Origin of the sequence: Pseudomonas sp. OST1909 (assembly GCF_015277575.1) — a bacterium.
GTDB classification, from domain to species: domain Bacteria; phylum Pseudomonadota; class Gammaproteobacteria; order Pseudomonadales; family Pseudomonadaceae; genus Aquipseudomonas; species Aquipseudomonas synxantha_A.
This window is the reverse complement of record NZ_CP063780.1, coordinates 4,122,114-4,147,805: the sequence shown is the minus strand read 5'-3', so window position 1 is coordinate 4,147,805 and position 25,692 is coordinate 4,122,114. Positions and strand designations below refer to the sequence as shown.

26 protein-coding genes are annotated in these 25,692 nt (G+C 61.3%); 16 read left to right on the top strand and 10 right to left on the bottom strand.

Annotated features, from left to right (window positions below):
* Nucleotide 1 precedes the first annotated feature (1 nt).
* Complete coding sequence (locus tag IH404_RS17875; protein WP_194438625.1) at nt 2-889, top strand: pyridoxal-phosphate dependent enzyme; 888 nt, start codon at nt 2-4, stop codon at nt 887-889.
* Between the two features lie 3 nt (nt 890-892).
* On the opposite strand, the gene IH404_RS17870 is transcribed toward IH404_RS17875, so the two are convergent.
* The 3 genes from IH404_RS17870 to IH404_RS17860 form a co-directional block, all read right to left on the bottom strand.
* Nucleotides 893-1,453, bottom strand: a complete 561-nt coding sequence (locus IH404_RS17870) for a cytochrome b (protein ID WP_005789264.1) — start codon at nt 1,451-1,453, stop codon at nt 893-895.
* Between the two features lie 114 nt (nt 1,454-1,567).
* Nucleotides 1,568-2,395: a phosphonoacetaldehyde hydrolase gene (phnX, locus tag IH404_RS17865; RefSeq protein ID WP_005789262.1), complete on the bottom strand. Its 828-nt coding sequence runs from the start codon at nt 2,393-2,395 to the stop codon at nt 1,568-1,570.
* Between the two features lie 29 nt (nt 2,396-2,424).
* Nucleotides 2,425-3,534 (bottom strand): 2-aminoethylphosphonate--pyruvate transaminase, encoded by a 1,110-nt coding sequence (locus IH404_RS17860; RefSeq protein WP_194438623.1) that lies wholly within the window; start codon nt 3,532-3,534, stop codon nt 2,425-2,427.
* A 111-nt stretch (nt 3,535-3,645) separates the two neighbouring features.
* On the opposite strand from IH404_RS17860, the gene IH404_RS17855 reads away from it, so the two are divergent.
* On the top strand, nt 3,646-4,500 hold the full coding sequence (locus IH404_RS17855) for a LysR substrate-binding domain-containing protein (RefSeq protein WP_005789259.1): 855 nt from the start codon (nt 3,646-3,648) through the stop codon (nt 4,498-4,500).
* Here IH404_RS17855 and IH404_RS17850 read toward each other — a convergent pair.
* On the bottom strand, nt 4,476-5,366 hold the full coding sequence (locus IH404_RS17850) for a LysR substrate-binding domain-containing protein (protein ID WP_005789257.1): 891 nt from the start codon (nt 5,364-5,366) through the stop codon (nt 4,476-4,478). The genes IH404_RS17855 and IH404_RS17850 overlap by 25 nt on opposite strands.
* Before the next feature lie 258 nt (nt 5,367-5,624).
* Between IH404_RS17850 and IH404_RS17845 the strand changes: the two genes are divergently transcribed.
* Nucleotides 5,625-6,950 carry an MFS transporter gene (locus IH404_RS17845; protein ID WP_005789256.1) on the top strand — a complete coding sequence of 442 codons (1,326 nt, stop codon included), beginning with the start codon at nt 5,625-5,627 and terminating at the stop codon, nt 6,948-6,950.
* A 109-nt stretch (nt 6,951-7,059) separates the two neighbouring features.
* Nucleotides 7,060-7,767 (top strand): YebC/PmpR family DNA-binding transcriptional regulator, encoded by a 708-nt coding sequence (locus IH404_RS17840; protein WP_005789254.1) that lies wholly within the window; start codon nt 7,060-7,062, stop codon nt 7,765-7,767.
* A 54-nt stretch (nt 7,768-7,821) separates the two neighbouring features.
* Here IH404_RS17840 and IH404_RS17835 read toward each other — a convergent pair whose 3' ends face one another.
* Both IH404_RS17835 and zapE read right to left on the bottom strand, forming a co-directional pair.
* Complete coding sequence (locus tag IH404_RS17835) at nt 7,822-9,114, bottom strand: protein kinase (RefSeq protein WP_194438621.1); 1,293 nt, start codon at nt 9,112-9,114, stop codon at nt 7,822-7,824.
* A gap of 37 nt (nt 9,115-9,151) precedes the next feature.
* Nucleotides 9,152-10,246, bottom strand: coding sequence for a cell division protein ZapE (gene zapE / locus IH404_RS17830; protein WP_005789251.1), 1,095 nt, complete (start codon nt 10,244-10,246; stop codon nt 9,152-9,154).
* Between the two features lie 190 nt (nt 10,247-10,436).
* Between zapE and IH404_RS17825 the strand changes: the two genes are divergently transcribed.
* The 7 genes from IH404_RS17825 (at nt 10,437) to IH404_RS17795 (ending at nt 16,753) form a co-directional block, all read left to right on the top strand.
* The gene (locus IH404_RS17825) at nt 10,437-10,928 is read left to right on the top strand and encodes a spore coat U domain-containing protein (protein WP_194440693.1); all 492 of its coding nucleotides are present in this window, start codon (nt 10,437-10,439) and stop codon (nt 10,926-10,928) included.
* Nucleotides 10,922-11,467 carry a spore coat protein U domain-containing protein gene (locus tag IH404_RS17820; RefSeq protein WP_005789247.1) on the top strand — a complete coding sequence of 182 codons (546 nt, stop codon included), beginning with the start codon at nt 10,922-10,924 and terminating at the stop codon, nt 11,465-11,467. Before IH404_RS17825 ends, IH404_RS17820 begins: the two co-directional genes overlap by 7 nt.
* An 18-nt stretch (nt 11,468-11,485) precedes the next feature.
* Complete coding sequence (locus IH404_RS17815) at nt 11,486-12,028, top strand: spore coat protein U domain-containing protein (protein WP_032803922.1); 543 nt, start codon at nt 11,486-11,488, stop codon at nt 12,026-12,028.
* 2 nt (nt 12,029-12,030) lie between these two features.
* Nucleotides 12,031-12,519 carry a spore coat U domain-containing protein gene (locus tag IH404_RS17810; RefSeq protein WP_194440692.1) on the top strand — a complete coding sequence of 163 codons (489 nt, stop codon included), beginning with the start codon at nt 12,031-12,033 and terminating at the stop codon, nt 12,517-12,519.
* Between the two features lie 26 nt (nt 12,520-12,545).
* A complete protein-coding gene (locus tag IH404_RS17805) occupies nt 12,546-13,334 on the top strand; it encodes a molecular chaperone (protein ID WP_005789238.1) in 789 nt (262 codons plus the stop codon).
* Between the two features lie 72 nt (nt 13,335-13,406).
* On the top strand, nt 13,407-15,755 hold the full coding sequence (locus IH404_RS17800; RefSeq protein ID WP_194440691.1) for a fimbria/pilus outer membrane usher protein: 2,349 nt from the start codon (nt 13,407-13,409) through the stop codon (nt 15,753-15,755).
* Between the two features lie 41 nt (nt 15,756-15,796).
* Nucleotides 15,797-16,753 carry a spore coat U domain-containing protein gene (locus tag IH404_RS17795; RefSeq protein WP_194440690.1) on the top strand — a complete coding sequence of 319 codons (957 nt, stop codon included), beginning with the start codon at nt 15,797-15,799 and terminating at the stop codon, nt 16,751-16,753.
* Here the strand turns inward: IH404_RS17795 and IH404_RS17790 are convergent.
* Both IH404_RS17790 and IH404_RS17785 read right to left on the bottom strand, forming a co-directional pair.
* The gene (locus IH404_RS17790; protein ID WP_005789233.1) at nt 16,750-17,487 is read right to left on the bottom strand and encodes an anti-sigma factor; all 738 of its coding nucleotides are present in this window, start codon (nt 17,485-17,487) and stop codon (nt 16,750-16,752) included. The two genes, IH404_RS17795 and IH404_RS17790, sit on opposite strands and share 4 nt — an antisense overlap.
* Nucleotides 17,484-17,990, bottom strand: coding sequence for a sigma-70 family RNA polymerase sigma factor (locus tag IH404_RS17785; RefSeq protein WP_005789231.1), 507 nt, complete (start codon nt 17,988-17,990; stop codon nt 17,484-17,486). The genes IH404_RS17790 and IH404_RS17785 overlap by 4 nt, the downstream gene beginning before the upstream one ends.
* Before the next feature lie 197 nt (nt 17,991-18,187).
* Here IH404_RS17785 and IH404_RS17780 point away from each other — a divergent pair, with 197 nt between their 5' ends.
* From IH404_RS17780 to IH404_RS17760, 5 genes are all read left to right on the top strand, one after another.
* Nucleotides 18,188-19,795, top strand: coding sequence for an amino acid adenylation domain-containing protein (locus tag IH404_RS17780; protein WP_005789230.1), 1,608 nt, complete (start codon nt 18,188-18,190; stop codon nt 19,793-19,795).
* Nucleotides 19,788-21,074 carry a hypothetical protein gene (locus IH404_RS17775; RefSeq protein WP_005789229.1) on the top strand — a complete coding sequence of 429 codons (1,287 nt, stop codon included), beginning with the start codon at nt 19,788-19,790 and terminating at the stop codon, nt 21,072-21,074. The genes IH404_RS17780 and IH404_RS17775 overlap by 8 nt, the downstream gene beginning before the upstream one ends.
* A gap of 42 nt (nt 21,075-21,116) precedes the next feature.
* Complete coding sequence (locus tag IH404_RS17770) at nt 21,117-21,881, top strand: enoyl-CoA hydratase-related protein (RefSeq protein WP_005789228.1); 765 nt, start codon at nt 21,117-21,119, stop codon at nt 21,879-21,881.
* A gap of 118 nt (nt 21,882-21,999) precedes the next feature.
* Nucleotides 22,000-23,082: a catalase family peroxidase gene (locus tag IH404_RS17765; protein ID WP_194438619.1), complete on the top strand. Its 1,083-nt coding sequence runs from the start codon at nt 22,000-22,002 to the stop codon at nt 23,080-23,082.
* On the top strand, nt 23,079-23,618 hold the full coding sequence (locus IH404_RS17760; RefSeq protein ID WP_005789225.1) for a cytochrome b: 540 nt from the start codon (nt 23,079-23,081) through the stop codon (nt 23,616-23,618). Before IH404_RS17765 ends, IH404_RS17760 begins: the two co-directional genes overlap by 4 nt.
* A 51-nt stretch (nt 23,619-23,669) precedes the next feature.
* Here IH404_RS17760 and IH404_RS17755 read toward each other — a convergent pair whose 3' ends face one another.
* Together IH404_RS17755 and IH404_RS17750 are read right to left on the bottom strand one after the other, a co-directional pair.
* Nucleotides 23,670-24,821 carry a M14-type cytosolic carboxypeptidase gene (locus IH404_RS17755; protein ID WP_005789223.1) on the bottom strand — a complete coding sequence of 384 codons (1,152 nt, stop codon included), beginning with the start codon at nt 24,819-24,821 and terminating at the stop codon, nt 23,670-23,672.
* A 464-nt stretch (nt 24,822-25,285) separates the two neighbouring features.
* Nucleotides 25,286-25,636, bottom strand: a complete 351-nt coding sequence (locus IH404_RS17750; protein WP_177464476.1) for a DUF3077 domain-containing protein — start codon at nt 25,634-25,636, stop codon at nt 25,286-25,288.
* Between the last annotated feature and the right edge of the window lie 56 nt (nt 25,637-25,692).

The window sequence follows — 25,692 nt, the reverse complement described above, 5'->3', positions numbered from 1 at the left end:
GATGGGCCCTTTCGATTGGCTGCCTTATGCGCCCCTTGAACCTGTGCAGCTTGATTGGCTGAACGGCATCGAGCTGGCCGTGCTGCGCCTGGACCGCATCGACCCGCTGATCAGCGGCAACAAGTGGTTCAAACTTACCGAACACTTGGCTCAGGCCCGCTCTACCGGCGCCAAAGGGGTTATCAGCCTTGGCGGGGCTCACTCCAACCATCTGCACGCACTGGCAGCGGCGGGCAAGCGCTTTGATTTTCCCACGGTTGGCCTGTTGCGCGGCCATCCCCAAGACACTCCCACGGTGCTCGACCTCAAGACCTTCGGGATGCAATTGCATTGGTTGGGCTACGGCGGTTATCGGGCGCGGCATGAGCCGGGTTTCTGGCTGCCCTGGCGCGAGCAGTATCCCGACCTTTATCCGATACCCGAAGGCGGTGGTGGTCTGGACGGTGCGCTGGGCTGTGGGGTGTTGGTGGAGCAGGCGCGGGTGCAGTTGAGCCACCTCGGGTGGACGGATTACGACGCATGGTGGCTGGCGGCGGGCACCGGTACTACCCTGGCCGGGCTGGTGCTGGCGGAGGCCGGCGCGCATCCGGTGTACGGCGCAATGGCTGTGCCGGGTGATCATGGCGTGGCGCAGAATGTGGGTGCGATTGTGCAGACCGGTTATGAGTTGCTGGACGCCTGCCGTGGCGGCTTTGCCAAGGTCGATCCGCTGCTGCTCGAGTTTATCCAGCGCACCGAACGGGACTGCGGTGTGCCACTGGAGCCGCTCTACACCGGCAAGGCGCTGCTGGCATTGAAGCAACAGATCGAGGCCGGCCGCTTTGCCCCCGGCACGCGCTTGATCTTCATCCACACTGGCGGCCTGCAAGGCCGCCGAGGTTTCCTGTAGGTGTCAACGGGTGGGATTGTGCCTGCCCGGCATCATTCGCAAGGCAGTGTTATCGCGCATCACATAATGGTGAAAGATCCCTGCCAGCGCATGCAGCCCGATCAGCCAGTAACCGATCTGGGCGAACAGCACGTGCCAGCCTTCAATCTCCTCGGCCAATGCCTTGTTTTCTGCAATCAGCGGCGGTAACTCCATCCCATAGAACATCACCGAATGCCCCTTGGCACTGACGATCAACCAACCGGCAATCGGCAACCCGATCATCAACGCATACAGCGCCCAATGCATCAGCTTCGCCAGCAGGTTCTGCCATTGCGGCGGTGCTGGCACGATCTTCGGCGCCACCCCCAGGCTGCGTGCGAACAGGCGCAGCCACACCAGCACAAACACGGTGAGTCCGAACATAAAGTGCATTTCCACAATCAGCGTGCGCGCACCGCTGCCTTTGGGGAATTGCCCGCGTAATTCAATGCAGGCGTAGACCACCGCCAGCAGCACTACCATCAACCAGTGCAGCGCAATCGACATGGTGCTGTAGCGCGTATCGGAATTTTTCCACGGCATTGCTGCGTTCCTCACTCATCAGGGCATACCTCCGCTCTTTAGCGACGGAGTACGTTAACTGTATGCCCGTTTTGAGCGCTTCGCTCGTTGCCAATGCCGTTGCCTTGATCCTGGTCAGTAACTTTGCGGCATTTCCCCGCGTGCCAGGCGTGCGTTGATGTCGACGATGACATTCGGCAGGTCGTTGATGGTGTCGATCAGGTAGTGCGGGCGCGAGCCTTCGAACATTGTTTCGATGCGCTGACGCTCGCTGGCCAGTGTGGCGCTGCCCAGGGCGCGAAATTGCTCGTAGGTCAGGCCCAGGGCATTGCCCGAACAGGTCAGCGCTACGGTCCACATCCCGGCACGACGGCCTTCGAGAATACCCGGCACGGTGTCGTCGACCTTCACGCACGCGGCCACATCATCGATGCCCAGGGCGATCACGTTGGCCAGGGCCTGGGCCGGCCAAGGGCGGCCGTTGGGAACTTCGTCGGTCGCGACCACATGGTCGGCGACATAACCGTTGGTGGCGGCCAGGGCGACGACCTTGTCCATCACTTGCTTGGGGTAGCCGGAGCAGGAGCCGATCTTGATCCCTTGCGCCCGGAGCGCTGCGATGGTGTCGAGGGCGCCGGGGATCAGCGCCGAGTGTTCGGCGATCTTCTCGATTTGCAGCGGCATGAAACGCTGGTAGATGGCGGTCACGTCGTCATCGGTCGGCGTGCGGCCGAACGCCTTGCGATAGCGCTCGGCAACCTGCGGCTGATCGCAAAGGGTGCGGATATGGTCCCACTTGCCCATGCCCATGGGCCCACGGGCTTCCTCAATAGAAACTTGCACGTCGAACTCGGCAAACGCCTCGACAAAAATCTGCGTGGGGGCGAAGGAGCCGAAGTCGACCACGGTGCCGGCCCAGTCGAGGATAACGGCCTGGAGGGTGTTGGGGTTTTGATAGTTCATGGTTCAGGTCCTGTGGGTAATGGGGGCAGTCAAATGTCCAGCACTTCCATTTCTTGCAGCACGTCGGCGATAGCCTTGACCGCCGCCTGCATACCGGCCGCATCGACATGGCCGATGCAGCCCACGCGAAAGGTTTCCACCTGGGTCAGCTTGCCGGGGTAAAGGATGAAACCCTTGGCCTTGACCCGTTCGTAGAAGTCCTTGAACTGGTAGCGTGGGTCTTTTGGTGCGTGGAAGGTGACGATGATCGGCGCCTGGATCGCCGCCGGCAGGAAACTGCGCAGGCCCAGCGCAGCCATGCCGTCCAGCAGTGCCTGACAGTTGTCGGCGTAGCGTTGATGACGGGCGGGCAGGCCGCCTTCTTCGGCGTATTGCAGCAACGCTTCATGCAGGGCCGCGACGACGTGGGTCGGTGGGGTGAAACGCCATTGGCCGGTCTTGGCCATATAGGTGTGCTGGTCGAACAGGTCCATTGCCAGGGAATGGCAGTTGCCCTGGGAGGCGGCCAGCGCAGCTTTTTCGGCAAAGACAAAGCCCATGCCCGGTACGCCTTCCAGGCATTTGCCCGAGGCGGCGATCAGCGCTTCGAACGGCACTTCGCGAGCATCGATCGGCAGCGCGCCGAAAGAACTCATGGCATCGATGATCAGGCGCTTGTCGTGGCGTTTGACGACTTGGGCGATCTCCGCCAGCGGGTTGAGAATGCCGGTACTGGTTTCGCAATGGATCAACGCGACGTGGGTGATGGCCGCGTCAGCCAGCAGTAGGCGATCTACATCGGCAGCGGTGGTGGGCTCGTCCTCATCGGTTTCAAAGGTGCTGAACGAGCGACCGAGCACTTCGCAAATCTTCGCCAGGCGCTTGCCGTAGGCGCCGTTGATCAGCACCAACACCTTGCCATTGCGCGGGACCAGCGTGCCGATGGCGGCTTCGACGGCGAAGGTGCCGCTGCCCTGCAACGGCACGCATTGGTGGCTGTCGGCAGCATTGAGGATCGCCAGCAGCTGCGTGCAGACGCTGGCGGTGAGCTGGTTGAAGCGATCGTCCCATGAACCCCAATCCACCATCATCGCCTGACGGGTGCGGGTCGAAGTGGTCAGGGGGCCAGGGGTCAACAGGATCGGCGCGGCAGTGGTCATCTCAAATCCTCGCAAGGGTCGGGGTTGAAGCTACGGCGCCTAAATTGCAGTTTGGCTTGTTATCAATCAAATTGTTTGTTGTTATGCGAGCTATCAGTGAGGCCGATAGCTATGAACCTGTTTCAACTGCGTGCATTCGATGCCGTGGCCCGCGAGGGCAGTTTTACCCGTGCTGCGGCGCGGCTGTTCATCAGCCAGCCGGCGGTTACCGGGCATATCAAGGCGCTTGAAGAGCATTACCAGATTGCGCTGTTGCGCCGTACCGCCCGGCGGGTGGAGTTGACCGAAGAGGGCGCACGCCTGGCGGCCATCACCCGGGCGATCTTCGGTTTGGTGGATGAGGCGCAGACCATGCTGGAGGCCAACCGGCAGTTGCTCACTGGGCGTCTGGAGGTGGCGGCGGATGGTCCGCACCTGGTGATGCCGATGATCGCCAGCCTGCGCTCGCGCTACCCGGGCATTACCGTGAACCTGCGCCTGGGCAACGCCCAGGAAACCCTGGCGGCGCTGCTGTCCGAACATGCCGATGTGGCAGTGCTCACCGAGGTGGAGCCGCGCAATGGCTTGCACCTGCAACCTCTGGACGAGTCACGGATTTGCGCCCTGGTGCCGGCAGCGCATCCGTGGGCAAAGCAGCCCGACGGGATTGAACTGGCGCAGTTGCATGAGGTGATCATGGTGCTGCGTGAACCCAGTTCCATTACCCGGCGCACGTTCGACGACGCGTGCATGGCGGCGAATGTGCAGCCCAAGGTGCTGCTGGAACTGGATAGCCGTGAAGCCGTGACCGAAGCCGTCGCGGCCGAACTGGGGGTAGGGGTGGTGTCGTCGATGGAGGTCAGCCCGGACCCGCGGGTACACGCTGTGCCGATCCTGGGCGATGGCCTGCTCAACCGGCATACGCTCGGCTGCATGGAGCGGCGCCGTTCGCTGCGCTTGATTCAGGCTTTTTTCGAGTTGGCGTGAAGGCTGTCACGCACGATCTCCAAAAAGCTCGCCACCACGCGACGTGAGCTCTGTTCTTTCAGGCAGACGAGGGTTTCCTTCATGCGCTGAGTGCAGTCGCGGATCGGCATGGCGTACACCCGAGCGTCGGCGCCGAACTCTGCCGCCGACACCACGCCCACGCCAATGCCCACCACCACTGCTTCACGCGCGGCTTCGCGGCCTTCAACCTGAATCGCCGGGCGAATGCGCAGGCCGGCCTGGCGCATTTCCTGCTCCAGGGTCTGACGGGTCACTGAGCCGATTTCCCGCAGCACCAAGGGCGTGTCATCCAGGTCGGCCAGGCAGATGGACTCGCGCCCGGCCCAGGGATGGTTGCGGGCGACAAACGCCAGGAGCTGGTCGTCGGGCAATGGCAGCGACAGCAGGCGCGCATCGTCGACATCGCGACCCAACAGCGCCAGGTCGGCCTGGTAGTTGTACAGGCGCAACAACGACTCATCGGTATTGCCGGTTTCGATCTTCACGCTGATTCCCGGGTACAGCCGGCAGAAGTGCGCAATCTGTGGCAGTACATGTACGGGTGCATCCACCGCCAGGGTGAGGGTGCCAGTGAGCAGGGCGCGGGAGTCCTGCAGCAATTCTTCGGCTTGCGCCTCGATCACAAACAGGCGTTGAGTAATGCCCAGCAGGCGTTCGCCCAGGTCGGTCAGGCGTACCGAACGTTTGTTGCGGTGAAACAGCAACACGCCGAAGCGCTCTTCGAGTTTGCGCACCTGGTCGGAAATCGCGGGCTGGGTCAGGAACAGGCGCTCGGCGGCGCCGGTAAAACTGCCGTGCACGGCCACCGCATGGAAGGCTTTGAGTTGGGCATGGGAAACCGACATGGCACGTCCTCTTACAAGCTGAGCTTATATTTGAAATACGATAAATCGATTTTACCTATTAGTCAGCCATTGCTTTGATGCACCTCAGCCGCCGTAGGTTGAGTCCTACAACCTCGACGGCCATGGGCGCAGGCACACCGCGTTCATCTGACCAATACCGCGCCCTCCAAGGCCCGGCATTGCAGTGCTCAACCATAAAAAAAACAGGCGTTTTCTTTCGATTCTGCCGGCACACTCACACCTGAGGTCAGAACCACCATGAATATCCCTATGGGTAGCATCAAGCGTTGGCGCGTGCAGATTTTCGCCATCACCTGGCTGGCGTACGCCGCGTTCTATTTCACCCGCAAAGCCTTCTCGGTGGCAAAACTGGGGATCGGCGACGACCCAAGCTTCCCCCTCGATAAAATGATGATGGCCAACCTCGATGGCTTGTATCTCGCCGCGTACGCCGTGGGCCAGTTCACCTGGGGCATGCTCGCCGACCGCTTCGGGCCACGGGTGGTGGTGCTTGGCGGCTTGCTGGTTTCCGCCGCCGCCGCGCTGGTGATGGGCACGTTTGCGACCTTGCCGATCTTTGTCACCTGCATGTTGATCCAGGGGTTGGCGCAGTCCACCGGCTGGTCGGGGTTGTGCAAGAACCTCGGTAGTTTCTTCCCGGCCCGGCAGCGTGGGCGGGTGTTGGGGCTGTGGAGTTCGTGCTATGCCTTTGGCGGCTTGGTCGCTTCACCGTTCGCCGGCTGGTGGGCCTACACCCTGATCGGTAGTTGGCACGCGGCGTTTATCTCCAGCGCTGCGGTGGTGGCGGTGGTGGCCGTGCTGTTCTTTATGTTCCAGCGCAATACCCCCCAGGATGTGGGTTTGCCAGCGGTGGAGCCCGAGCCGCTCATGAGTGCCGAGGACAGGGCCGCCGAACAGCGCATCAGTGTGCTTGAACCGTTGCGCGCTATCTTGCGCAACCGCACGGTGTTGACGCTGGGGCTGGCGTATTTCCTGCTCAAGCCGGCGCGTTACGCGATTTTGCTGTGGGGCCCGGTGATCGTCTACGAACAGATGCCGTCGGTGGGCAAGGTCGGCGCGGCCATCGTGCCCACCGCGTTCGAGCTGGCCGGTTTGCTCGGGCCGGTACTGATCGGCCTGGCTTCCGACAAACTGTTCGGCGCCCGGCGTATGCCGGCCTGTGTGCTGAGCCTGCTGGCGTTGACCGTGGCCCTGGCGTTGTTCATGGGTGCGCTGCACACCGGCAGTGTGGTGCTGGTGATGGCCTTGCTGTTTGTCATGGGCCTGACCCTGTACGGCCCCGACTCGATGATCAGCAGCACCGCTGCCATTGACTTCGGCACTGCCAAAGCCGGCGCCACGGCGGCAGGGTTTGTGAATGGTTGCGGTTCGGTGGGCGCGATCCTGGGCGGCTTGCTGCCGGGCTACTTCGATACCGTCACGGTGTTTATCGTGTTTGCCGGCGCGGCGCTGTTTTCTTCACTGGTATTGATGCCCTACTGGAACGCCAGGCCCGCTGTTCTGGCGCAGGTGGGGGACTTCATCCCGGATCGCAGTGCCACCATCAAACCCCTGCGCACCTGAGGCACCTGGCCGGTTTTTTGGTGGATTAGCGTGTTCTTGCGCTATAAACTCTGCCCCCAAAGCGCCGGCCAGTAGACGTTTCGGCGCCATGGAAAGTAGAGAGTGAGTCATGGGCGCACAGTGGAAAGTCAAACATAAAGAAGCGGCAGCCAATGCCAAGGGCAAGATTTTCGGCAAGCTGGTGAAAGAGATCACCATCGCCGCCCGCAACGGCGCCGATACCGCGACCAACGCGCACCTGCGCCTGGTGGTCGAGCAGGCCAAGAAAGCCTCGATGCCCAAGGAAACCCTGGATCGTGCGATCAAGAAGGGCGCCGGTCTGCTCGGTGAAACCGTGCAATACCACCGCGTGACCTACGAAGGGTTTGCCCCGCACCAGGTGCCCCTGATCGTCGAATGCGTAACCGACAACATCAACCGCACCGTGGCGGAAATCCGCGTGGCGTTCCGCAAGGGCCAATTGGGCGCTTCCGGTTCGGTGGCGTGGGATTTCAACCACGTCGGCCTGATCGAAGCATCGCCGGACACCCCGGATGCTGATCCGGAAATGGCCGCCATCGAAGCTGGCGCCCAGGATTTTGAAGACGGTGAAGAAGAGGGCACCACCCTGTTCATCACCGAAACCACCGACCTGGATGCCGTGCAGAAAGCCTTGCCGGAGCAGGGGTTCACCGTGCTGTCGGCCAAGCTGGGTTACCTGTCGAAGAACCCGGTCAGTGGTTTGACCGATGAGCAGATGGCTGAAGTCGAGGCGTTCCTGGAAGGCCTGGATAACCATGATGATGTGCAGGATATGTTTGTCGGCCTGGCTGGCTAGCCATCACTGCATAGCGGGTGGGGGCTTGCCCCCTCCCACATTGTTCCAGCGGCGTTAGATAGCGCTCAGTACGCCGTCAATTTCTTCAAAGCTTGGCCGCGCCAGCACATCGGGCTGGCAGCAGCTTTTTTGCAGTTCAACCAGATCCTCACTTGCTGCCCCTTCACCCCGATCCAACAATTCCCCCAGCAACACCCCGAATGCGCGCACTTCAATACGCTGCAACGCCCTGGTTTCCAAGGTGTCGGCCGTGGCATGGAATGACGCCGCGCCGAAGTCTCCGAGCAAACAATCACCCGTCACATTCCACAGGATGTTGTGGCCATACAGGTCACCATGGGTAATCCCCTGACGGTGCAAGTGCGCCGCCACCGAAGCGATGCCTCGTGCCATGCGCAGCGCCACGTCGAGGCTGAAACGGGTATCGGCTTCGTAGATGTCCCGGGTGCAGGACGCCAGGCTAGGCAGCGCCGCGAGGTTGCGGTAGCTCGGGTCGATCAGGCTCATGACCAATGCTGCCTGATCTTGCGGGTGCCCGATGACACGGCCTTGCACCTTGATCAGGTTGGGATGCAGCCCGGCGGCAATGCAGGCTTGCATTTCATTCAGCGGTGACCCGTCGCTGGTGATGGTGCCTTTGTACAGCTTGACCGCGACCGGCAGCGCCTGGGGTTTCCAGATTGCTTTGTGAATGATCCCGGAGGCGCCTTCGCCCAATACTTCTCCCAGTTCCAGTTCAGACCAGGGAATGTTCGGCGTCCCATCTTCGCCCGTCACTGTCACGGCCATTTCCACCGGGTTGCCGGCGTAGGCCAGCCAGGTCAGGCTCGGCAGCGTCAGCAGCCACTGCGGCAGGTGGGTCAAGCGGTTGGAGGCGATGCGGATCAACTCCAGGTTTTGACAGTGGGCCAGGCTTTGCGGCAATTGCGTCAGTTGGTTACCGGCCAGCATCAACTTTTGCAGCAGCGGGCGCTGACCCAGTTCATCGGGCAATTGGCTGATGCAGTTGTCGGTGAGGATCAGCCAGCGCAACTGCGGCGGCAGGGCGGCGGCGGGCACATGGCCGATCTGGTTGGCCTTGAAGCCGATCATGCTCAAGTTCGCGCACTGGCCCAGGCACGCCGGCAGCTCGGTAAACGCGTTGTCCGAACAAAACAGCACACGCAGGTGCGTCAGGCGGTGCAGGTCCTCGGGCAGGCTATTCAAGGCATTGCCGGTGAGATTGAGGATTTCCAGGGAGTCGGCCAGGTCGAAGATTTCCCGGGGGAACTCCGTCAGCCCGCAGGCCAGGTCCAGGCGCTTGGCGCCGGCTAATTGGCCGGCCTTGAGTTGGGCGAGGGTATTCATGAGCAGCGCGGCACTCGGAAGGGGGCGTAAAAGGCGCTCATGATAGCGGCTCGGGCGCGGTTTGCGGGCAGAGCATGTGCAATTGGCGCAGGCGACTGGCGGTGCGGGCGAGGTCGATGGCCTGGCCTTCCAGGGCTTTATCCAGCGGCTGGTGACCCATGAGGGTCAGGTGTTTGTCCTGATCGTAGAGCACGTCCACCAGGTTGATAAAACGCTGTTGCACGGCGATAGGGCATTCGGCCAACTGCGGCAGACCGTCGATGATCCAGTGGTCGAAGTCCTGGCACAGCAGCAGGTAATCCATCACGGCGGTGAGCTGTTCACACAGGTCGTTGAAGGTGAACAGGATGGTCCGCGCCTGGTGGTCTCGGCACAGCAACTGCCGATTGCCAACCGTCAGGGTTTGCGCCGGGCCATTGGTGGCAGGCACACCCAGGCTTTCCCGCTGCGCCGGTGTACCCGGCCACACATAGTGGCCGCGGGTGAAACGTTGTTGGGCGTGGGCCTGGGGCAGGCTGCGAAAGTCCTGGGGCGCGCTGACTTGCAGCACGTCCATGCGTGCGGCGATCAGGTCGATCACCGGTTTGAATCGTTCGTGGTACAGCGGGTTGGGCAGCAACCCTTCGGGCGGGTAGTTGGACGTTACCAATACCAGCACGCCGCGTTGGAACAGGGCCTTGAACAAGCGGCTGATGAGCATTGCATCGCCGATATCGTGCACATGGAACTCGTCAAAACACAGCACACGGCAATCAGCGAGCAACTGATCCAGAGTGACGCCCAAGGCATCCTCATGCTCGCGGTGCACAAACATGCCCTGGTGCAGCCGGGCAAAGAAGTCGTGGAAATGCACGCGTTGCTTCTCGGCGATGGGCAGCGCCTGGAAAAACCCTTCCAGCAGCCAGCTCTTGCCGCGACCTACCGGGCCGTGCAGGTACAGGCTGCGCGTGGCCTGGCCATTAAGCAGGTGCTGGGCCTGCCGATTCAGGGCGGTAATCGCCCGGATTTGGCCGTCACTGAGGGTGTAGCCCTGTTGTTCGGCCTTTTTCTGAAAATAGGCAGGAATGGGCGAGGCACACCAGGCGTCGGTTTTTTTACCCAGCAGGCGCTGGAACAGGGCAAGCACGGCCAAGAATAATCACTCTGTATTGCGGTGGTCGCTTACTGTAGGACGCTTGATGCCATTTGACCAACAGTGAAGGGCGCCGAGCCTTGCAAACTGGCACTTTCGCGTTAACTGGCTAACCTCATACAAGGTTGTTACCCCTGTATAAGGAATTGGGGCAGTGAAGGGACCGGCGGTATTGGCTGTCATGGGCGCGATGCTCTGCAACACGGCTTCTGCTGCGCAACTCCAGGTGGAGGTGCGTATCGACGTGCAGCGGGGTTGCCAGTTGGTGGGCACCACTCGCACTGCGGGCATCGAGCAACTTGGCGTATTGGATTTCGGCAGCGGCCCGCGTCTGGATGACCCGGCCGGCCCCCTGAGTGCGGCCCTGATCAGCCAGCGCCAGCCGCGCCTGGAGTGCAACCCCGACACGCCTTACCAAATGCGCGTTGACGGCGGCCTGCACGGTGGCGTGGGCGAAGTGCGTTACCTCAGTAATGCGATGCCCTTAAGCAAGCCCATTCCTTATCGCATTTATGCCGACGCAGCCCGGTTGATCCCCTTGCCGGTGGACGTGCCGGTCAGCGGCCGCGTACCGGACACCGGCTCGGTTGATTTGCCGTTGTATGGCCGCATTGAACCGCTCAAAGACATCCCTGCGGTGGGGCGTTATTCCGACCTGCTCAAGGTCACGGTCACATGGTAAGCCGCTATCTGGCCATCGCGGCCTTGGGCGGCCTGCTGTTGCTGGCCGAGGACGCGCAGGCGGCTGTGGCCAACGGGCAGATTCACGCACGGTTGGTGATTACCGCCAGTTGCGAAGTCAGCAAAGGCGTGGAACGTGCGCCGGTGACTCCGGACGGTGGCACTGCGCTGTTGGATTTCGGCAGCCAGGGGCCGACCTGGAACGACACCTTGGGCGCGACCATTTCCGATGGCGATAAAGCGCCGCTGTCGGTGTCCTGCAACCCGTCGTTGGTCAGCAGTTTTACCGTGACCATCGACGGTGGCGCCCATGGCGACGGTACCACGCGCCGCTTGAGCAACGGGCGTCAGACCATTCCCTATCGGCTATCGGCCGATGCGTTGGGCCAGAGTGCCTACCGCATCGGCCAGCAACGCAATTTCGTCGTGACCCAGGGCGCACAGGTACCCATCCCGGTATTCGGCTCCGTGGTGGCGAATACCAGGGCCCTACCGGCCGGCATCTACACAGACACCCTGACGGTGACTCTGGATTGGTAAACCATGAGGATGGATATCATGCATGTACTCGTATCGCGAATGGGCGTGTGTGCCCTGGGCCTGGTGCTGGCCTCCAGCCTGAATGCGGCGACCACGGTCACCGGGCAGATCAGTTCGAGCCTGACCTTGATCGCCAGTTGCCAGGTCAACGGCTCCGGGGCGGCTACCGGGCTGAATTTCGGTAGCTTGAACTTCGGCACCACCAACAGCCTGTTTACCAATGCCGACGCCCAACTGCTGGGCGGCACCGGCACCGGCGGGGCGCTGTCGATTCTGTGTTCAGCCGGCGCCACGCCTGCGGTGAAGGTGCGTGCCGGCGCCCATGATGGTGCCTCGCCGGGTGGCACCCGTGCGCTGGCCGATGGGGCGGGTAACTTCGTGCCCTACGATTTCTACACCGACAGCGGGCATTCAGCGCTGTTGGCGATCGATGGCGTGGTGACGCTCGCCACCAGTACCGGTGTGGCGCAGACCGTCAACCTCTACGGTCGCGCGGTGGGCAAGGCGGGCCTGCCGGCAGGTACTTACACCGATACCGTGGCCGTGGAGCTGACGTTCTGACCCTGTGGCTCAGGCTGGGGTTGGCTTGTGGATTGGCGCTGCCGTTGCCGTTGTCGGCAGTGACCAGCCAGAGCTTCCAGGTCAGCGCGACCATTGCTCCCGGTTGCCTGATCGTGGGCGGTGGTTCCAACTACGGCGCGTTGGCCTATGGCAGCTACTCGGCACTGGCCACCGGTACGGTCACGGCAGCCCTTACCGGCGGTGTGACCTTGCAGTGCACACCGGGGGTGGCGCTGAGCATGAGTGTGGATGGCGGCCTTCACAACAGCGCCGGGCGTAACTTGCAGCTCAACAGCGGCAGCGCGCGGGTGGCCTATCAACTGTTTCGCGACGCGGCGTTCAGCCAGAGCCTGGGCGTCAGCCAGAGCGTCAGCGTGACTTACAGCGATGCCAACAACATCAGCCTGCCGATTTACGGGCGGGTGGTATTACCGGGCAATCAGCCTGGGGGGACGTACAGCGACACGCTGCAGGTGCAGCTGTCGTGGTAGGGCTAACGGTATTGAGGAGTGGATTTATGCATTCAACTTCCCGGCGGTGGTGGGCCGCGGGTATTGCCTTGGGGCTTTTGTGTGGCGCAGGGCTGGTGCAGGCGGCCAGTTCGGTGCTGATCTGGCCCATCGACCCGGTGCTGGAGGCCGACCAACAGGCCAGCGCGCTGTGGTTGGAGAACCGTGGCACGGAGACGGCCAACCTGCAGATCCGCGTATTTGCCTGGAGCCAGAATGGCTTCGACGAGCAGTACCAGAACCAGCGCGACGTGATCGGCAGCCCGCCGGTGGCCAAAATCGAGCCCGGCCAGAAGCAACTGGTGCGCCTGACCAGAACCCGCGAAGTACCGCCGGGGCAGGAGCTGGCCTATCGCATCATCATCGATGAAATCCCCTCGGCGCTGCAGGTGCCGGCGCCGCCGGAAGGCAAGAACACGGCGGCGGCGATTCGCTTCCAGATGCGCTATTCGGTGCCCTTGTTTGCCTACGGCGCCGGGTTGTGGAGCAAGGACGACGCCACGCGTCAACGCGACCCCAAGGGTGCCGGCAAGCCGGACTTGAGCTGGCAAAAGGTCAATGTGGGCGGGCGCAATTACATCGAGGTGCGCAACCAGGGCGCCGTGCATGCGCGGCTCACCGATGCGTCGTTCAAACAAGGCGGGCAGACCCGGCCGCTGGTAGAAGGTTTGCTCGGCTACGTGCTGCCGGGCGCGAGTATGCGCTGGCCGGTGCCGGATGCCGTATCGGCCGACCAGCCGTTGCAGGTCAGGGTCAACGGCGCGCCGCAAGTGGAAAGCCTGGCGCCCAAGCGATAACCGTCAGGTAGCGCTACGGGCATACGCCCGGGTTTTAACAGGATGGAGATGTCCATTGAAGGACACAACGCCATGGTGAGTCGTGGTTGGGCTCGGGGTTTATGGCCGTCGGTGGCAGTGGCAAGCGGGCTGTGGGGCGCTGCGATGGCAGGCGACTTGCCGCCGCCGCCGGGCAGCATGGAGGCAGTTGCCGATGCACAGCTGTTTCTGGAACTGGTGGTCAACCAGATGGACACCGGCCGCATCATTGCGGTCGACCAGCGCGCCGGCCAGCTGTTTGTGCCCGCCAGCGCGCTGCAGGACGTGGGCATGAAACTGCCCGGCGAGCCTGTCGGCAGCGTGGCCCTGGACCAGGTGCCTGGGCTGCACAGCGACTACGACAGCAACGGCCAGCGCCTGTTGCTGGATGTACCGCCATCCTGGTTGCAGGCGCAGTTTATCGGCAATCGCAATACCTATCCGCGCACCCAGGTCATGAGCAGCTTCGGCGCCTTGCTCAACTATGACGTGTATTTCAACGACACCGATGACGGCGGCAGCTACCTCGCCGCCTGGAACGAAGTGCGGCTGTTCGACACCTGGGGCACCTTGTCCAACACCGGGCAGGTGCGCCAGACCCTGGCTGATGGCATCACCGACAGTACCCTCGGCAACGGTTACCGGCGCTACGACACCACCTGGCGATTTTCCGATGATGAGCGCCTGCTCACCTACGAGGCGGGCGACGTGATCAGCGGCTCGCTGCCCTGGAGCAGCTCGGTGCGTCTGGGCGGGGTGCAAGTGTCCCGGGACTTTGCCGTGCGCCCGGACCTGGTCACTTACCCTTTGCCGCAGTTCGCCGGTGAGGCGGCGGTGCCCTCGTCGGTGGACCTGTTTATCAACGGCTATAAATCCGACACCGCGCAGCTGCAACCCGGGCCTTATACCCTGACCAACGTGCCATTTATCAACGGCGCCGGGGAGGCTGTCGTGGTGACCACCGACGCCCTCGGGCGCCAGGTGTCGACCACGGTGCCGTTCTACGTCACCAGCACCTTGCTGCAACAAGGCCTGACGGATTTTTCCGTGGCTGCCGGTACCTTGCGCCGTGACTACACCCTGCGCGATTTCGGTTACGGGCCGGGCGTAACCAGTGGCACCTTTCGCTATGGCTATTCCGACAGCCTCACCCTGGAAAGCCATGCCGAAGCATCCAGCGACCTGACCCTTGGCGGGCTTGGCGCCAACCTGCGCCTGGGCAACTTCGGCGTGCTCAATACCGCCCTCAGCCAGAGCCAGTTCGACAGCCGCAGCGGCCAGCAACTCAGCCTTGGCTACCAGTACAACAGCACGCGCTACAGCCTGATGTACCAACGCGTTGAACGGCGTGATGACTACGCTGACCTGACCCTGGTCGACACCCCTTATGCCAGCCTCAGCAAGCGTAGCGAGCAGGTGACGCTGAGCCTCAACTTTCAACGTTTCGGCAGCCTGGGCCTGGGGTATTTCGACGTGCAGGCGGCAGACGATTCGCGCACGCGCCTGCTCAACCTCAGCTGGAGCAAACCGCTGTGGCGCAACACCAGCTTCTACCTGTCGGCCAACCGCGAAATCGGCGACAGCAACTGGGCCATGCAGGCGCAACTGGTGATCCCGTTCGACCTCAACGGCAGTCTGGCCTTGAGCACCGAGCGCAGCAAGGACGGCGCCAGTCGCCAGCGCATCAACTACAGCCGCGCGGTGCCCAGCGAAGGCGGCGTGGGCTACAACCTCGGCTATGCCCAGGGCGATGCGCCAAGCTATCGGCAGGCCGACCTGACCTGGCGCTTGCAGTCAGTGCAGTTGCAGGCCGGCGTGTACGGCAGCAGCGACGCCCAAACGCGCTGGGCGGATGCCAGCGGCTCGCTGGTGTGGATGGGCGGCGAAACCTTTGCTGCCAACCGTATCAATGACGCGTTTGTGGTGGTGAGTACCCAGGGGTTTGCCGGGATTCCAGTGCGCTACGAAAACCAGCTGGTGGGCCAGACCGACCGCAACGGTCATTTGCTGGTGCCATGGAGCAGCGCGTATTACCGCGGCAAATATGAAATTGACCCGTTGAACCTGCCGGCGAACGTGCAGAGCCCCAATGTGGAGCAGCGCGTGTCGGTACGCCGGGGCAGCGGCTATCTGTTGGAGTTCCCGCTGCGCCGGGTGCTCGCCGCCAGTATCACCCTGGTGGATCGCCAGCATCAGGAGCTACCGCTGGGCAGCCTGGTGGTGCACGAGCAAAGCAACACCCAGGCGGTGGTGGGGTGGGATGGGCTGGTCTATCTGGAAAACCTCAGCGCCCACAATACCTTGCAGGTCACCCTCAGTGAGGGGCGCACCTGCCAGGCGACATTCGACATCGATGAGCAACAACAGGACGTGCCCCTGATCGGGCCGTTGGTGTGCCAGTGAGTGGTTGAGCAAGGAGACTGCGGGTGAGGGGCAAGGCATGGATGTATGCGGCAGGGCTGTTGTTTTCCGGGCAGGTTATGGCGGTGTGTTCGGTGGTTTCCACGGTGCCGGCCAGTTTCGGTTCGATCAGCTCGATGACGGTCCGCACTGCCGCGCAAACCAGCTCTACCACCAACTCCGGATTGAGTTGCACCCAGGCGTTGATTTCGCTGCTGGTGTCCACCGACCACTTCTACGCTACGATCACCTCGTCCACCGCTGGCATGGTCGGGCCGACCGGTGATGTGATTGGCTACACGATTTATGGCAACAACAGCACCAGTTATCCCATCACCCGCGGCACCCAATTCGATTTTGGGGGCGCGGGCGGCATTGCCCAGAGCATTGGCCTGATCGCCGGGCCCGGGGCGAAAACCGTGCCGTTGTACCTGAGCAGCATTACCGGCAGCAATATCGCAGCGGGGCTGTACACCGAGACATTGAACATCGCCTGGGTGTGGAATTATTGCTCGGGGATCGGCATTGGCGGCATTTGCCTGGGGCGTGACACGGGCAGCGGCACGGCAAGCCTGACCGTCAGCATGACCGTGACCAATGACTGCCAGATCACCGCGCCGAATATCAGCTTTGGCAGCGCGCCGGTGGTCAGTGGGTTTACCGCAGTGACCGGCCAGACCATCAATATCGCCTGCACCAAGGGCAGTGCCTACACCGTGGGCTTGAGCGATGGCCAGAACCCGATCAGTGTCGGCGGGCGCCGACGCATGGTTTCCGGCAGCAACTACCTGGCCTATGACCTCTTCAAAAGCGCCGGCACCACGCGCTGGGGCAGCGTCGGCGCGGCGCGGCGGGCCAGTTCCACAGCAGAGGTCAACCCTGGCAATGGGTTGGGCATCGGCAGCCAGGTATTTAACTACAACGCACGCATCTACACCGACCAGCCCACACCCCCCGGCGGCACCTACCTGGACAACGTGGTGCTGGACGTGGGTTTCTAGAACTTCATCAGCGCCGGGGCGGGCTGGTCTGCCGGGCTGACCATTGCGTAGTTGTAGCCGCCGCCCGACCAGTACTCGGCCTGCAAACCGTCGGCGCTGCGGCTGCCACGGGGCAGGAAGCCGTTGTTCGGTCCCGGCGGGCGGATATAAAAGCTGATGCGTCGGCCTTGGGGGTCTTGGTACAGCACCATGGCGGCTGCACCCTGATCGGTAGTGAGCAGGCGCCCGCTGACCGGCTTGAAGCCTGCCTGGCTCAGGTCGGGCAGGCGATGGGCTTGATTGAAAAAGCGGTCGAGCCAGGCTTGCATAGTGCCGCTGCCGTCGTCGTTGTAGTCGGCGGGCATGACGCCGTCCTGGGCAAACAGACGGTAAGCCTGCATGGCATCGGTCATCGGCAGCGGCTGTGGTTGGGTGGCTTCGCGGGCGTGCCAGCCGCCAAGCCCGCCAAGGCTCACGGCAATCAGCAACACCGCCGCGCTGGCGAGGTGGCGGCGGGACTGACGCTTGATACGCTGACGGATCAACGCCGGGTCCAGTGCCGGATTACTCGGCTGCTGCAGGGTGCCGCTCAAGGATGCCCGCAATAATTGCGCGTCCTGTTGCCAGGCGTGTACCTGGGCGGCCGCTTCGGGGTGGTTGGCCAGCCAGGTTTCAAGCACGCGGCGGTCACTGTCCGGCAGTTGGTGATCGATGTAGGCATGCAAATCGCGTTCGCTGGGGGGCAGGTTGATCATTTGAGTCTCCGCAGGGCAGGGCCGGCAATTTCGCCATCGCTGAGCTGACGCAACGCTTGGCGCGCACGGGACAGGCGCGACATCACGGTGCCGATGGGTACCTGAAGGATCTCGGCGACTTCCTTGTAGCTCAAACCCTCCACGGACACCCACAGCAAAAGGGCGCGTTGTTCGGTGCTGAGTTGGTCGAAGGCTTGCAGGGTGGATTGGGCCATCACTGTGCGCTCCACCGAAGGTTGCGCATCATCGCGCCCGGTGAAGAATTCGAGCATACGTGCATAGCGTCGGCTGCGGCGGTGGGCGTCGAGGAACTGTCGATAAAGGATCGCGAACAGCCAGGCGCGCAGGTCGCCTTCGATACGCTTATCGGCCCAGGCGATGATCGCCCGCTCCAGGGTCGCCTGCACCAGGTCATCGGCGCTGCTGCTGTTGCGCGTCAGCGACACAGCAAAACGCCGCAACCTGGGGATGAGTTCGCGTAACTGTTCGTCGAGTTCATGCATGGGGATGAGTCTACTCACTTGTGTTGAAGTAGACGTTGGTCCCTGTAGGTTATTCCACGCTTTGCGCAAAGAAACTTCCCGGCTAATACGTGGGAAGCGTCTGTATACCTTGAGAGTCTGTAATCTCGTGCGCAGCCCTCTATCCACCCTTGTATCTGTCGGCATTCAGCCGGCAGTTGAATAGTGAGAGGGTGCTTATGACGTGTTTGCCGAGTGATAAACAGTTTTTTTCCTGCATCTCGCTGGCTCATTTGCCTGCCGCGCAGCGGGTTTTATTTGAGCAATGGGGTTGTGGCCTCTCAACCCGAGCCACCTACGCCAACGTGCACCACGCCTTCGAAGCGCAAGCGAGGCTGGCACCCCAAGCGACCGCTGCGGTATGCGCGGGCCAACGTATCAGCTATGAACAACTCAACCGACAAGCCAATCGATTGGCTGAGCATCTGCTTGGGCTGGGTGTTAAGCGTGGGGACACGGTGGGATTGTTCGTCGAGCGCTCGATTCCCATGCTGGTCGGGCTCCTGGCGGTGTTGAAGATTGGCGCCGCGTATGTCCCTCAGGACGCCAGAATCGTACCCACCCTGCAATTGGGCATGGTCCTCGAATCATTGACCAGCCCGGTGATTCTGACCTTATCGAGCCTGGTGGAGCGCATTCCGGCAGACGCGTCCCATCGCTGCCTCAATTTGGATACGTTCATTGCTCAAACGCCATGGCTGGCTGAAGACAATGATTGCGTACGTGTCGGTGCTGGCCCGGATGATCTGTGCTTTGTACTGTTTACGTCTGGAACCACAGGGCGCCCTAACGGCGTGTGTGTCAGCCACCGTAACGTATGCAACATTCTGCTCACTGAACCTGGGCGGATGGGTATGGCACCGGGTCGTACCGTAGGGCAGATTCTCAATATCGGCTTTGACATGGCGGCTTGGGAAATACTCGGTTGCCTGGCTCATGGTGCGACCTTGCTGATTCGCGGCAAAGACATCGCGCAGACGGCCGCCCAGTGCAATGTGTTGATCGCAACGCCTTCGATACTGGCCACCCTTGAGCCTCGACAGTGTCCCCACCTCAACGTCGTTGCAGTGGCTGGAGAAGCCTGCTCCCAGGCCCTGGCGGATCGGTGGGCCGAGCACTGTACGTTCTACAACGGCTGCGGTCCTACCGAGACGACCATCGTCAACACGCTGCATCGGCATGTACCAGGCACGCTACTGACTATTGGCCGGCCAACCCCCAATAACACTGTCTATGTGCTCGATGAGCAGGGGCGTGCCTGTGCCTTGGGTGAAACGGGAGAGATGTGGGCCGGTGGTGCGGGTGTGACAGCAGGCTATCTGAACAATACGGCATTGACCCAGCAGCGATACCGTCCGGATCCCTTTCTCGGTGGCGACGCCATGATGTTCCGCACACGAGATTTGGGGCGCTGGGTGGGAGACGGCCAGCTCGAACACTTAGGGCGCGTGGATGACCAAGTGAAAGTCCGTGGCTTTCGCGTGGAACTGGATGCGGTGTCGGCGGCTCTGGAGGCCGGCGCTGGATGCATGCGCGCCGTCACTTTGAAGCTGGACAGCCGCACGTTGGTGGCCTTTGTTTCGCCTGCCAGCACTGACATCGAAGCTTGCCAAACCGCGTGCCAACAGCGTTTGGCCTATTACTGCGTGCCTCAGTCCATCTACGCAGTGGAGCATTTTCCACTGACCGCGAGGGGCAAGATCGATAAGGCATTGTTACTGCAAACGGCCCGGGAGAACCAGTTGGCGGTGCAGGCGCTCGCGACCGGGGAGCCCGGCCATGATTGATACGCTGATCCGTACCGTTGTACCGCCCAAGCCTGCGCTTTGGCGTCGCTGGACGTCACTGCCGATGTTTTCCTGTTACAACCGCCTGGCAGCCACCGCGCTGATGGGCAACCTGGTGTTTTTGCTGTTGGCTGTGGACCTGCACGCCATCACGGTTCAGACGCTGTCGGACATGGTACTGATCAACCTGTCGGTTGCCATTCTCGTTCGCCAGCAATACGTGATCAATGGGCTGTTCTGGCTGGCAACGCGAGTACCACCTACATGGCCCTTACAGGTGCGGCGTAGCGCGGCCAAGGTGTACCACTTCGGTGGGCTGCACAGTGGCGCAGCCTTTGCGGCCACTGGGTGGTTTGCCGCCCTGGTTGGCGTGCAGGTTACGCGTTACCTGCAACAACCTGACAGTGTTTCGGTGGCCGAGTTAGGGGTCAGCGTTATGCTGCTCAGCTTATTGCTGCTCATGGTGGTCATGGCTCAACCACGTATTCGAGGCCGGTTCCACAATGGGTTTGAACGCGTTCATCGGTTTGGCGGTTGGAGTGCGTTGCTGTTGTTCTGGTGGCAAACGTTACTGACCACGTCGAGCCTGCTGCACAGCGTTACGTTTTGGATGCTGGCAGTGCTGACCCTGAGCGTCCTGCTGCCCTGGCTGCGGCTGCGCAAGGTGGCTGTTGTACACGCACGGCCTTCCGGGCATGCGGTGATTACGCGTTTGAGCCACACCACACCGTTCGCCGGTTCATCCACCGCGATCAGCCGCAACCCACTGCTGGAGTGGCATTCCTTTGCCAATATTCCCACGCCACACGAGGCGGGTTTCCGCCTGATAATTTCCCGCGCAGGGGATTGGACCGGGCGATTTATCGAGGACTTGCCGCGCTATGTGTGGGTTAAGGGCATCACCACAGCGGGTGTTGCCAATGTAGAAACCCTGTTCAAGTCGGTGGTGTACATCGCCACTGGCAGCGGCATCGGGCCTGTCATGCCGCATCTGCTGGCGGCTCAGGTACCGATTCAGTTGATCTGGTGTGCCCGTAGCCCGAGGAAGACCTATGGCGATGAACTGGTGGAGGAAATTCTGCGCGCCCAGCCTTGCGCATTGATCTGGGACACCGATGAGCGCGGCAAGCCAGATCTGGTTCAGTTGGCTTATGGCGCAGTGCAAGCCTTTGGTGCAGAAGCCGTGATCTGTATTGCCAACCAAACGGTGACCCAGCGTCTGGTGCAAGAGTTGGAAGCTCGGGGAATACCCGCCCATGGCGCGATCTGGGATTCCTGAGACAGACCCAAGTGTGAACGACATCAATCAGTGGAGATGCCTATGAACGTGTTTGTGGAACGTCATGATCGAGTGGTCCTGGTCAAGCTCAACCGTCCTGAAGTCAAGAATGCGCTGAGTTCGGCGCTGATGACTGAGTTGATCAGTCATCTGGAAGCAATGGATCGAGACCCTCGGATTGGGTGTTTTGTCATTACCGGCACCGCAGAGTTCTTCGCGGCAGGGGCCGATATCAAAGAGATGAGCGGCAAGTCCTATCTGGACGTACTCAACGAAGACTACTTCGTCGGTTGGGAGGGCTTCACCCGTTTGCGCACCCCGACGATTGCCGCAGTGGCGGGCTATGCGTATGGCGGAGGCTGTGAGCTGGCGATGATGTGCGACATGATTTTCGCTGCTGACACCGCCACCTTTGCACAGCCGGAAATTAAGCTAGGCGTCATCCCGGGCATGGGCGCGACCCAGCGGTTGACCGGGCTGATCGGCAAGGCCAAGACCATGGACCTGGTGTTGACTGGCCGGTCAATGACCGCCACGGAAGCAGAGCAGGCGGGGTTGGTGTCGCGGGTTTATCCGGCTGCGAACTTGCTGGACGAGGTGATGGCGGTGGCTGCACAAATTGCCTCCTTCTCGCGAACGGCCACCCGTGCAGCGCGGCAGGCGGTGGAGCATTCTCTGGAGCTCGGGTTGCACGAAGGTGTGCGTCAGGAGCGTAGGTTGTTTCATGGCCTGTTCGCCACGCCTGATCAGCAAGAAGGAATGCAGGCATTTCTTCACAAGCGGCAGGCCTTGTTTAATCAGCCCTAGCCGGCACTCGATCTGGCCACGTGTTGACTACAAAGAAACTACAGTGAAGGGGGAATAAGCCTACGTGGGATTCGTCTCATAACACTTTCCCCCTGCGGCCTCGGGCCCTGGAGCTTCTATGGTTGATCACTCTTTACCGCCGCGTCCGCCTCTTGGTACTACAAGTCTGCTCGTCAGGCTGGCGTGTATAGGGGGCGTGGTGGCAGTGTTGGTGGTTGCATTTGCCTACGTCAACGGCACCCTCGACCCACAACGTCTGCGGCCAAAGACCTTGGTCAATGCCTTGGAAACCAATAACGGCGTACACCCGGGCTTTCGCCGCAATCATGCCAAAGGTGTATGTGTGGCGGGTTACTTCGAGGCGAGCACAGAGGCGCGTGCCTACTCCAGCGCCCAGGTGTTCAGCGCGGCCAAGACCCCGGTGATTGGCCGGTTTGCCTTGCCCAGCGGCAATCCCTATGCACCGGACAGCAGTGTGCCGATTCGCAGTTTTGCCGTGCAATTCAGCCAGGCAAACGGCCAGCAGTGGCGAACGGGAATGAACAGTATGCCGGTGTTTCCGGTGGGCACGCCCGAGGCGTTCTACCAGCTGCTCAAGGCGGGTGCGCCAGACCCGGCCACTGGCAAGCCGAACCCTGCGAACATGCCGGCGTTTTTTGCCACACACCCGGAGACGGCGCCGTTCCTGGCCTGGGTCAAGACTGCCAAGCCATCGGCCAGTTATGCGACGCAAACCTACAACGGCATCAATGCGTTTTACCTGGTGGGCGAAGGTGGCAAGCGTCAGGCCGTGCGGTGGAGCGTGGTGCCGCAAAGCCAGGACGCGGCGGGTGATGCTGCGCCGTCGGGCAGTGACTTCCTGGAACAGGATTTGGTGCAGCGCCTGGCCGCCGGGCCTTTGCGTTGGCAGTTGAACATGACCCTGGCCAACCCCGGCGACCCCTTGGATGACGCGAGCAAGACCTGGACCGGCCCGCATACGCAGCTCAACGCCGGCACTCTGGTACTGCAAAGCAGCCAGCCGCAGGCAGACGGTGATTGCCGTGATATCAACTTTGACCCGCTGATTTTGCCCAGCGGTATCGAGGCCTCCAACGACCCGCTGCTGGCCGCACGCTCCGCCGCGTATGCCAGTTCGTATCTGCGCCGTGCGGGTGAAGTCAGCCCGTTGCACAGCCCCCCTCAGGAGTCGAAGCCATGAATGCTCAACCGCGTTTTTTTGCACCGCTGGCGCGTCTGTTGCACTGGCTGATGGCGCTGATGATCATTGCCATGCTGTTTATTGGTGCGGGATTGGCGGCGTCGGTGTCGGAACGCCATGAATGGCTGATCCACCTGCACAAACCGCTGGGTATTGCGATCCTGGCCCTGGTGCTCGTGCGTTTGGTCGTGCGCTTTACCACCCGGCAACCGCCGTTGCCAGCCGATTTGCCGATGTGGCAAGTGCTGGCGGCCAAGGCTTCCCATGTGCTGCTGTATGCGTTGATGCTGGTGTTGCCGCTGCTGGGCTGGGCGATGATTTCGGCCGCCGGTGACCCGGTGATGCTCAGCAGTTCTGTGCAACTGCCAGCGCTGGTAGGGGCGAATGCGCCGTTGTTTGCGCTGTTGCGCAAGGCTCACGGCTACCTTGCCTACCTGTTGTTCCTGACAGTGCTGGTGCACTTGGCGGCGGCGCTGTTCCACGGGTTGATCCGCCGCGATGGGGTATTGCAGAGCATGACCGGCACCCGGGATTGATCGCTTCTGTGGCGAGCAAGCTCGCTCGCCACAAAAAGCTTGCCACAAGGGTTAACGCAAAAGCCCGACGATATCGGCGACGCTGCTCAATACGTCCTTGCCCAGCTGTTTCGATCGATCGCCCGACCAGCCGGTACGCGGGTTGGGCGCATCGTCGTTGTCCTTGAAGGGCATCTCCAGGGTCAGGGACAGGCAGTCGTACTTCTCACCAACTGCGTTGCAGGCCAGGGTCATGTTGGCTTCGCCCGGCAGGTCGCGGGTGTAGCCGTAGGTGGTTTGGAAGTCCCGGGTCAGATGGCTCAGGTGGTTGCGAAAGTGTTTTTCCAGGGCTTCGATGCGTGGGGTGTAGCCTGGATTGCCTTCGCAGCCGGCGGTGAATATGTAGGGGATTTCTTCGTCGCCATGGATATCGAGGAACAGGTCCACGCCGTACTTTTCCATTTGCTGCTGCACAAATAGTACTTCCGGGCTGGTTTCCTGATTGGCGCTCTGCCAGGCGCGGTTGAGATCCTGGCCCATGGCGTTGGTACGCAGGTGACCGTGAAAAGCGCCGTCGGGGTTCATGTTGGGCACCAAGTACAGGTCGGCCACTTTCAAGAGTTTTTTCAACTCCGCGTCACCGTCCTTTTGCAGGCGTTCAATCACGCCCTCCATAAACCATTCGGCCATGTGTTCGCCGGGGTGCTGTTGGGCAATGATCCACACCTTACGGCGACCTTCAGCCCCTTTGCCACGGCGCAACAGTTGTATATCGCGGCCTTCGACGCTCTTGCCGGTGGCCAGCAGCTTGACGCCGGCGTACTTCAGGGCTTGTTCGATCAGCCAGTCGTGACGTTCACGGCTGTAGGGTTCGAAGTAGGCGAACCATACGTGCTTTTCGCGGGTCTGGAGCGTGATATGCAGGATCTCGCCATCAAAGCGCGTTGGCACCCGGAACCAGTTGATATGGTCATAGGATGCCACGGCGTTGTAGCCGCTCCAGGCGTGTTTATAGGATGAGCCACCGGCGTTGCTCAATCGAAAAGTGTGGGTGTGCCCCACATGCATGCCTTCGGCCTTGAAGTGGAACCATTGAAAATGTTTGCTGCGGGTGTCGGGTTTGATTGCCAGTAACAACTGATAGGCATCGCTGGCATCCAGGACCTGGATATTGCCGCTGTCGAAGTCGGTGCTGATCTTGATGGAGGTCAAGGCCACGGTCATAGTCTGGTTGCCTGAATATGAGTGATGTGGCGGCTATATTACACAGAGGTCAGGTAAAACCTGGATGCAAAATTGTTGCACGGGGAGGGGGCGTCATCCCTGACGCTGCGGCAGCTTAGGGGCTATGAGATTGATTCTCAAGCGCTATTTCGCAAAGATCCGTACTAGAGCTGTCGTGTGGCTTTCTTTCGGCGATGGTCTTTTGCTACCATGCGCGCCATCGAGCAACACACAGTCTTCATTAGCCTGAAGCCATGCCAGGGAAACTGGCAAAAAAAAGACCCGGCCAAAGAGCCGGGTCAAAAACCGTGATTAGCCTGATGAGGAGATATTCCAAGAGTCCGACCTAAGGGCCCTTGGTCTATCGACTGATCTCGCGATCAGCTGGGTCCAATAATAATCATTATCATTTGCAAGTCAAATGTTTTTATCCCTTGGATAGAAATATTTTTCTTTCGAGTCTGTTACGCATTTGCCTGGGCCCCCGGCGCTTGCAACGAGCGCTCTACCATCGCCTTCGCCATATCGATCAAATACACCACGGAAAACGCCAGGTCGCGCTGATTGCCTTGATGGCTGCACGCTGATTCGTAGGCGGTTGCCGCAGCACTGCGCAGCAGGTCAGACGCGTGAACCAGGGCCTCCTCCTGGCTGACACCCGGCTTGATCGCGAACAGGGCGCCTTCCACGGCTGGTGCCGACATATCTTCTTTCAAGTAATAGTCCAGCGCGCGCTGGGCCGCGCCGCTGTGGCACATGTTCTGTAATTCAACCTGTTCCGGTATTTCGGGCAGTGAAAGCGGGCTATTCGTCATAAGCGGCAGTACTCCGGTGGGTGTCGAAATCCTTAGGCTTGATGATAGTACGTATC

What these genes read in the sequence shown, in the direction of transcription:
- IH404_RS17800 (WP_194440691.1), top strand. Translation starts at nt 13,407, where the DNA reads ATGGTGAGTCGTGGTTGGGCTCGGGGTTTATGGCCGTCGGTGGCAGTG.
- IH404_RS17835 (WP_194438621.1), bottom strand. Translation starts at nt 9,114, where the DNA reads ATGAATACCCTCGCCCAACTCAAGGCCGGCCAATTAGCCGGCGCCAAG.
- IH404_RS17760 (WP_005789225.1), top strand. Translation starts at nt 23,079, where the DNA reads ATGAATGCTCAACCGCGTTTTTTTGCACCGCTGGCGCGTCTGTTGCAC.
- IH404_RS17850 (WP_005789257.1), bottom strand. Translation starts at nt 5,366, where the DNA reads ATGTCGGTTTCCCATGCCCAACTCAAAGCCTTCCATGCGGTGGCCGTG.
- phnX (WP_005789262.1), bottom strand. Translation starts at nt 2,395, where the DNA reads ATGAACTATCAAAACCCCAACACCCTCCAGGCCGTTATCCTCGACTGG.
- IH404_RS17770 (WP_005789228.1), top strand. Translation starts at nt 21,117, where the DNA reads ATGAACGTGTTTGTGGAACGTCATGATCGAGTGGTCCTGGTCAAGCTC.
- IH404_RS17785 (WP_005789231.1), bottom strand. Translation starts at nt 17,990, where the DNA reads ATGCATGAACTCGACGAACAGTTACGCGAACTCATCCCCAGGTTGCGG.
- IH404_RS17750 (WP_177464476.1), bottom strand. Translation starts at nt 25,636, where the DNA reads ATGACGAATAGCCCGCTTTCACTGCCCGAAATACCGGAACAGGTTGAA.
- IH404_RS17795 (WP_194440690.1), top strand. Translation starts at nt 15,797, where the DNA reads ATGTATGCGGCAGGGCTGTTGTTTTCCGGGCAGGTTATGGCGGTGTGT.
- IH404_RS17875 (WP_194438625.1), top strand. Translation starts at nt 2, where the DNA reads ATGGGCCCTTTCGATTGGCTGCCTTATGCGCCCCTTGAACCTGTGCAG.
- IH404_RS17805 (WP_005789238.1), top strand. Translation starts at nt 12,546, where the DNA reads ATGCATTCAACTTCCCGGCGGTGGTGGGCCGCGGGTATTGCCTTGGGG.
- IH404_RS17860 (WP_194438623.1), bottom strand. Translation starts at nt 3,534, where the DNA reads ATGACCACTGCCGCGCCGATCCTGTTGACCCCTGGCCCCCTGACCACT.
- IH404_RS17820 (WP_005789247.1), top strand. Translation starts at nt 10,922, where the DNA reads ATGGTAAGCCGCTATCTGGCCATCGCGGCCTTGGGCGGCCTGCTGTTG.
- IH404_RS17780 (WP_005789230.1), top strand. Translation starts at nt 18,188, where the DNA reads ATGACGTGTTTGCCGAGTGATAAACAGTTTTTTTCCTGCATCTCGCTG.
- IH404_RS17790 (WP_005789233.1), bottom strand. Translation starts at nt 17,487, where the DNA reads ATGATCAACCTGCCCCCCAGCGAACGCGATTTGCATGCCTACATCGAT.
- IH404_RS17845 (WP_005789256.1), top strand. Translation starts at nt 5,625, where the DNA reads ATGAATATCCCTATGGGTAGCATCAAGCGTTGGCGCGTGCAGATTTTC.
- IH404_RS17755 (WP_005789223.1), bottom strand. Translation starts at nt 24,821, where the DNA reads ATGACCGTGGCCTTGACCTCCATCAAGATCAGCACCGACTTCGACAGC.
- IH404_RS17855 (WP_005789259.1), top strand. Translation starts at nt 3,646, where the DNA reads ATGAACCTGTTTCAACTGCGTGCATTCGATGCCGTGGCCCGCGAGGGC.
- IH404_RS17870 (WP_005789264.1), bottom strand. Translation starts at nt 1,453, where the DNA reads ATGCCGTGGAAAAATTCCGATACGCGCTACAGCACCATGTCGATTGCG.
- IH404_RS17775 (WP_005789229.1), top strand. Translation starts at nt 19,788, where the DNA reads ATGATTGATACGCTGATCCGTACCGTTGTACCGCCCAAGCCTGCGCTT.
- IH404_RS17765 (WP_194438619.1), top strand. Translation starts at nt 22,000, where the DNA reads ATGGTTGATCACTCTTTACCGCCGCGTCCGCCTCTTGGTACTACAAGT.
- IH404_RS17825 (WP_194440693.1), top strand. Translation starts at nt 10,437, where the DNA reads ATGCTCTGCAACACGGCTTCTGCTGCGCAACTCCAGGTGGAGGTGCGT.
- IH404_RS17840 (WP_005789254.1), top strand. Translation starts at nt 7,060, where the DNA reads ATGGGCGCACAGTGGAAAGTCAAACATAAAGAAGCGGCAGCCAATGCC.
- IH404_RS17815 (WP_032803922.1), top strand. Translation starts at nt 11,486, where the DNA reads ATGCATGTACTCGTATCGCGAATGGGCGTGTGTGCCCTGGGCCTGGTG.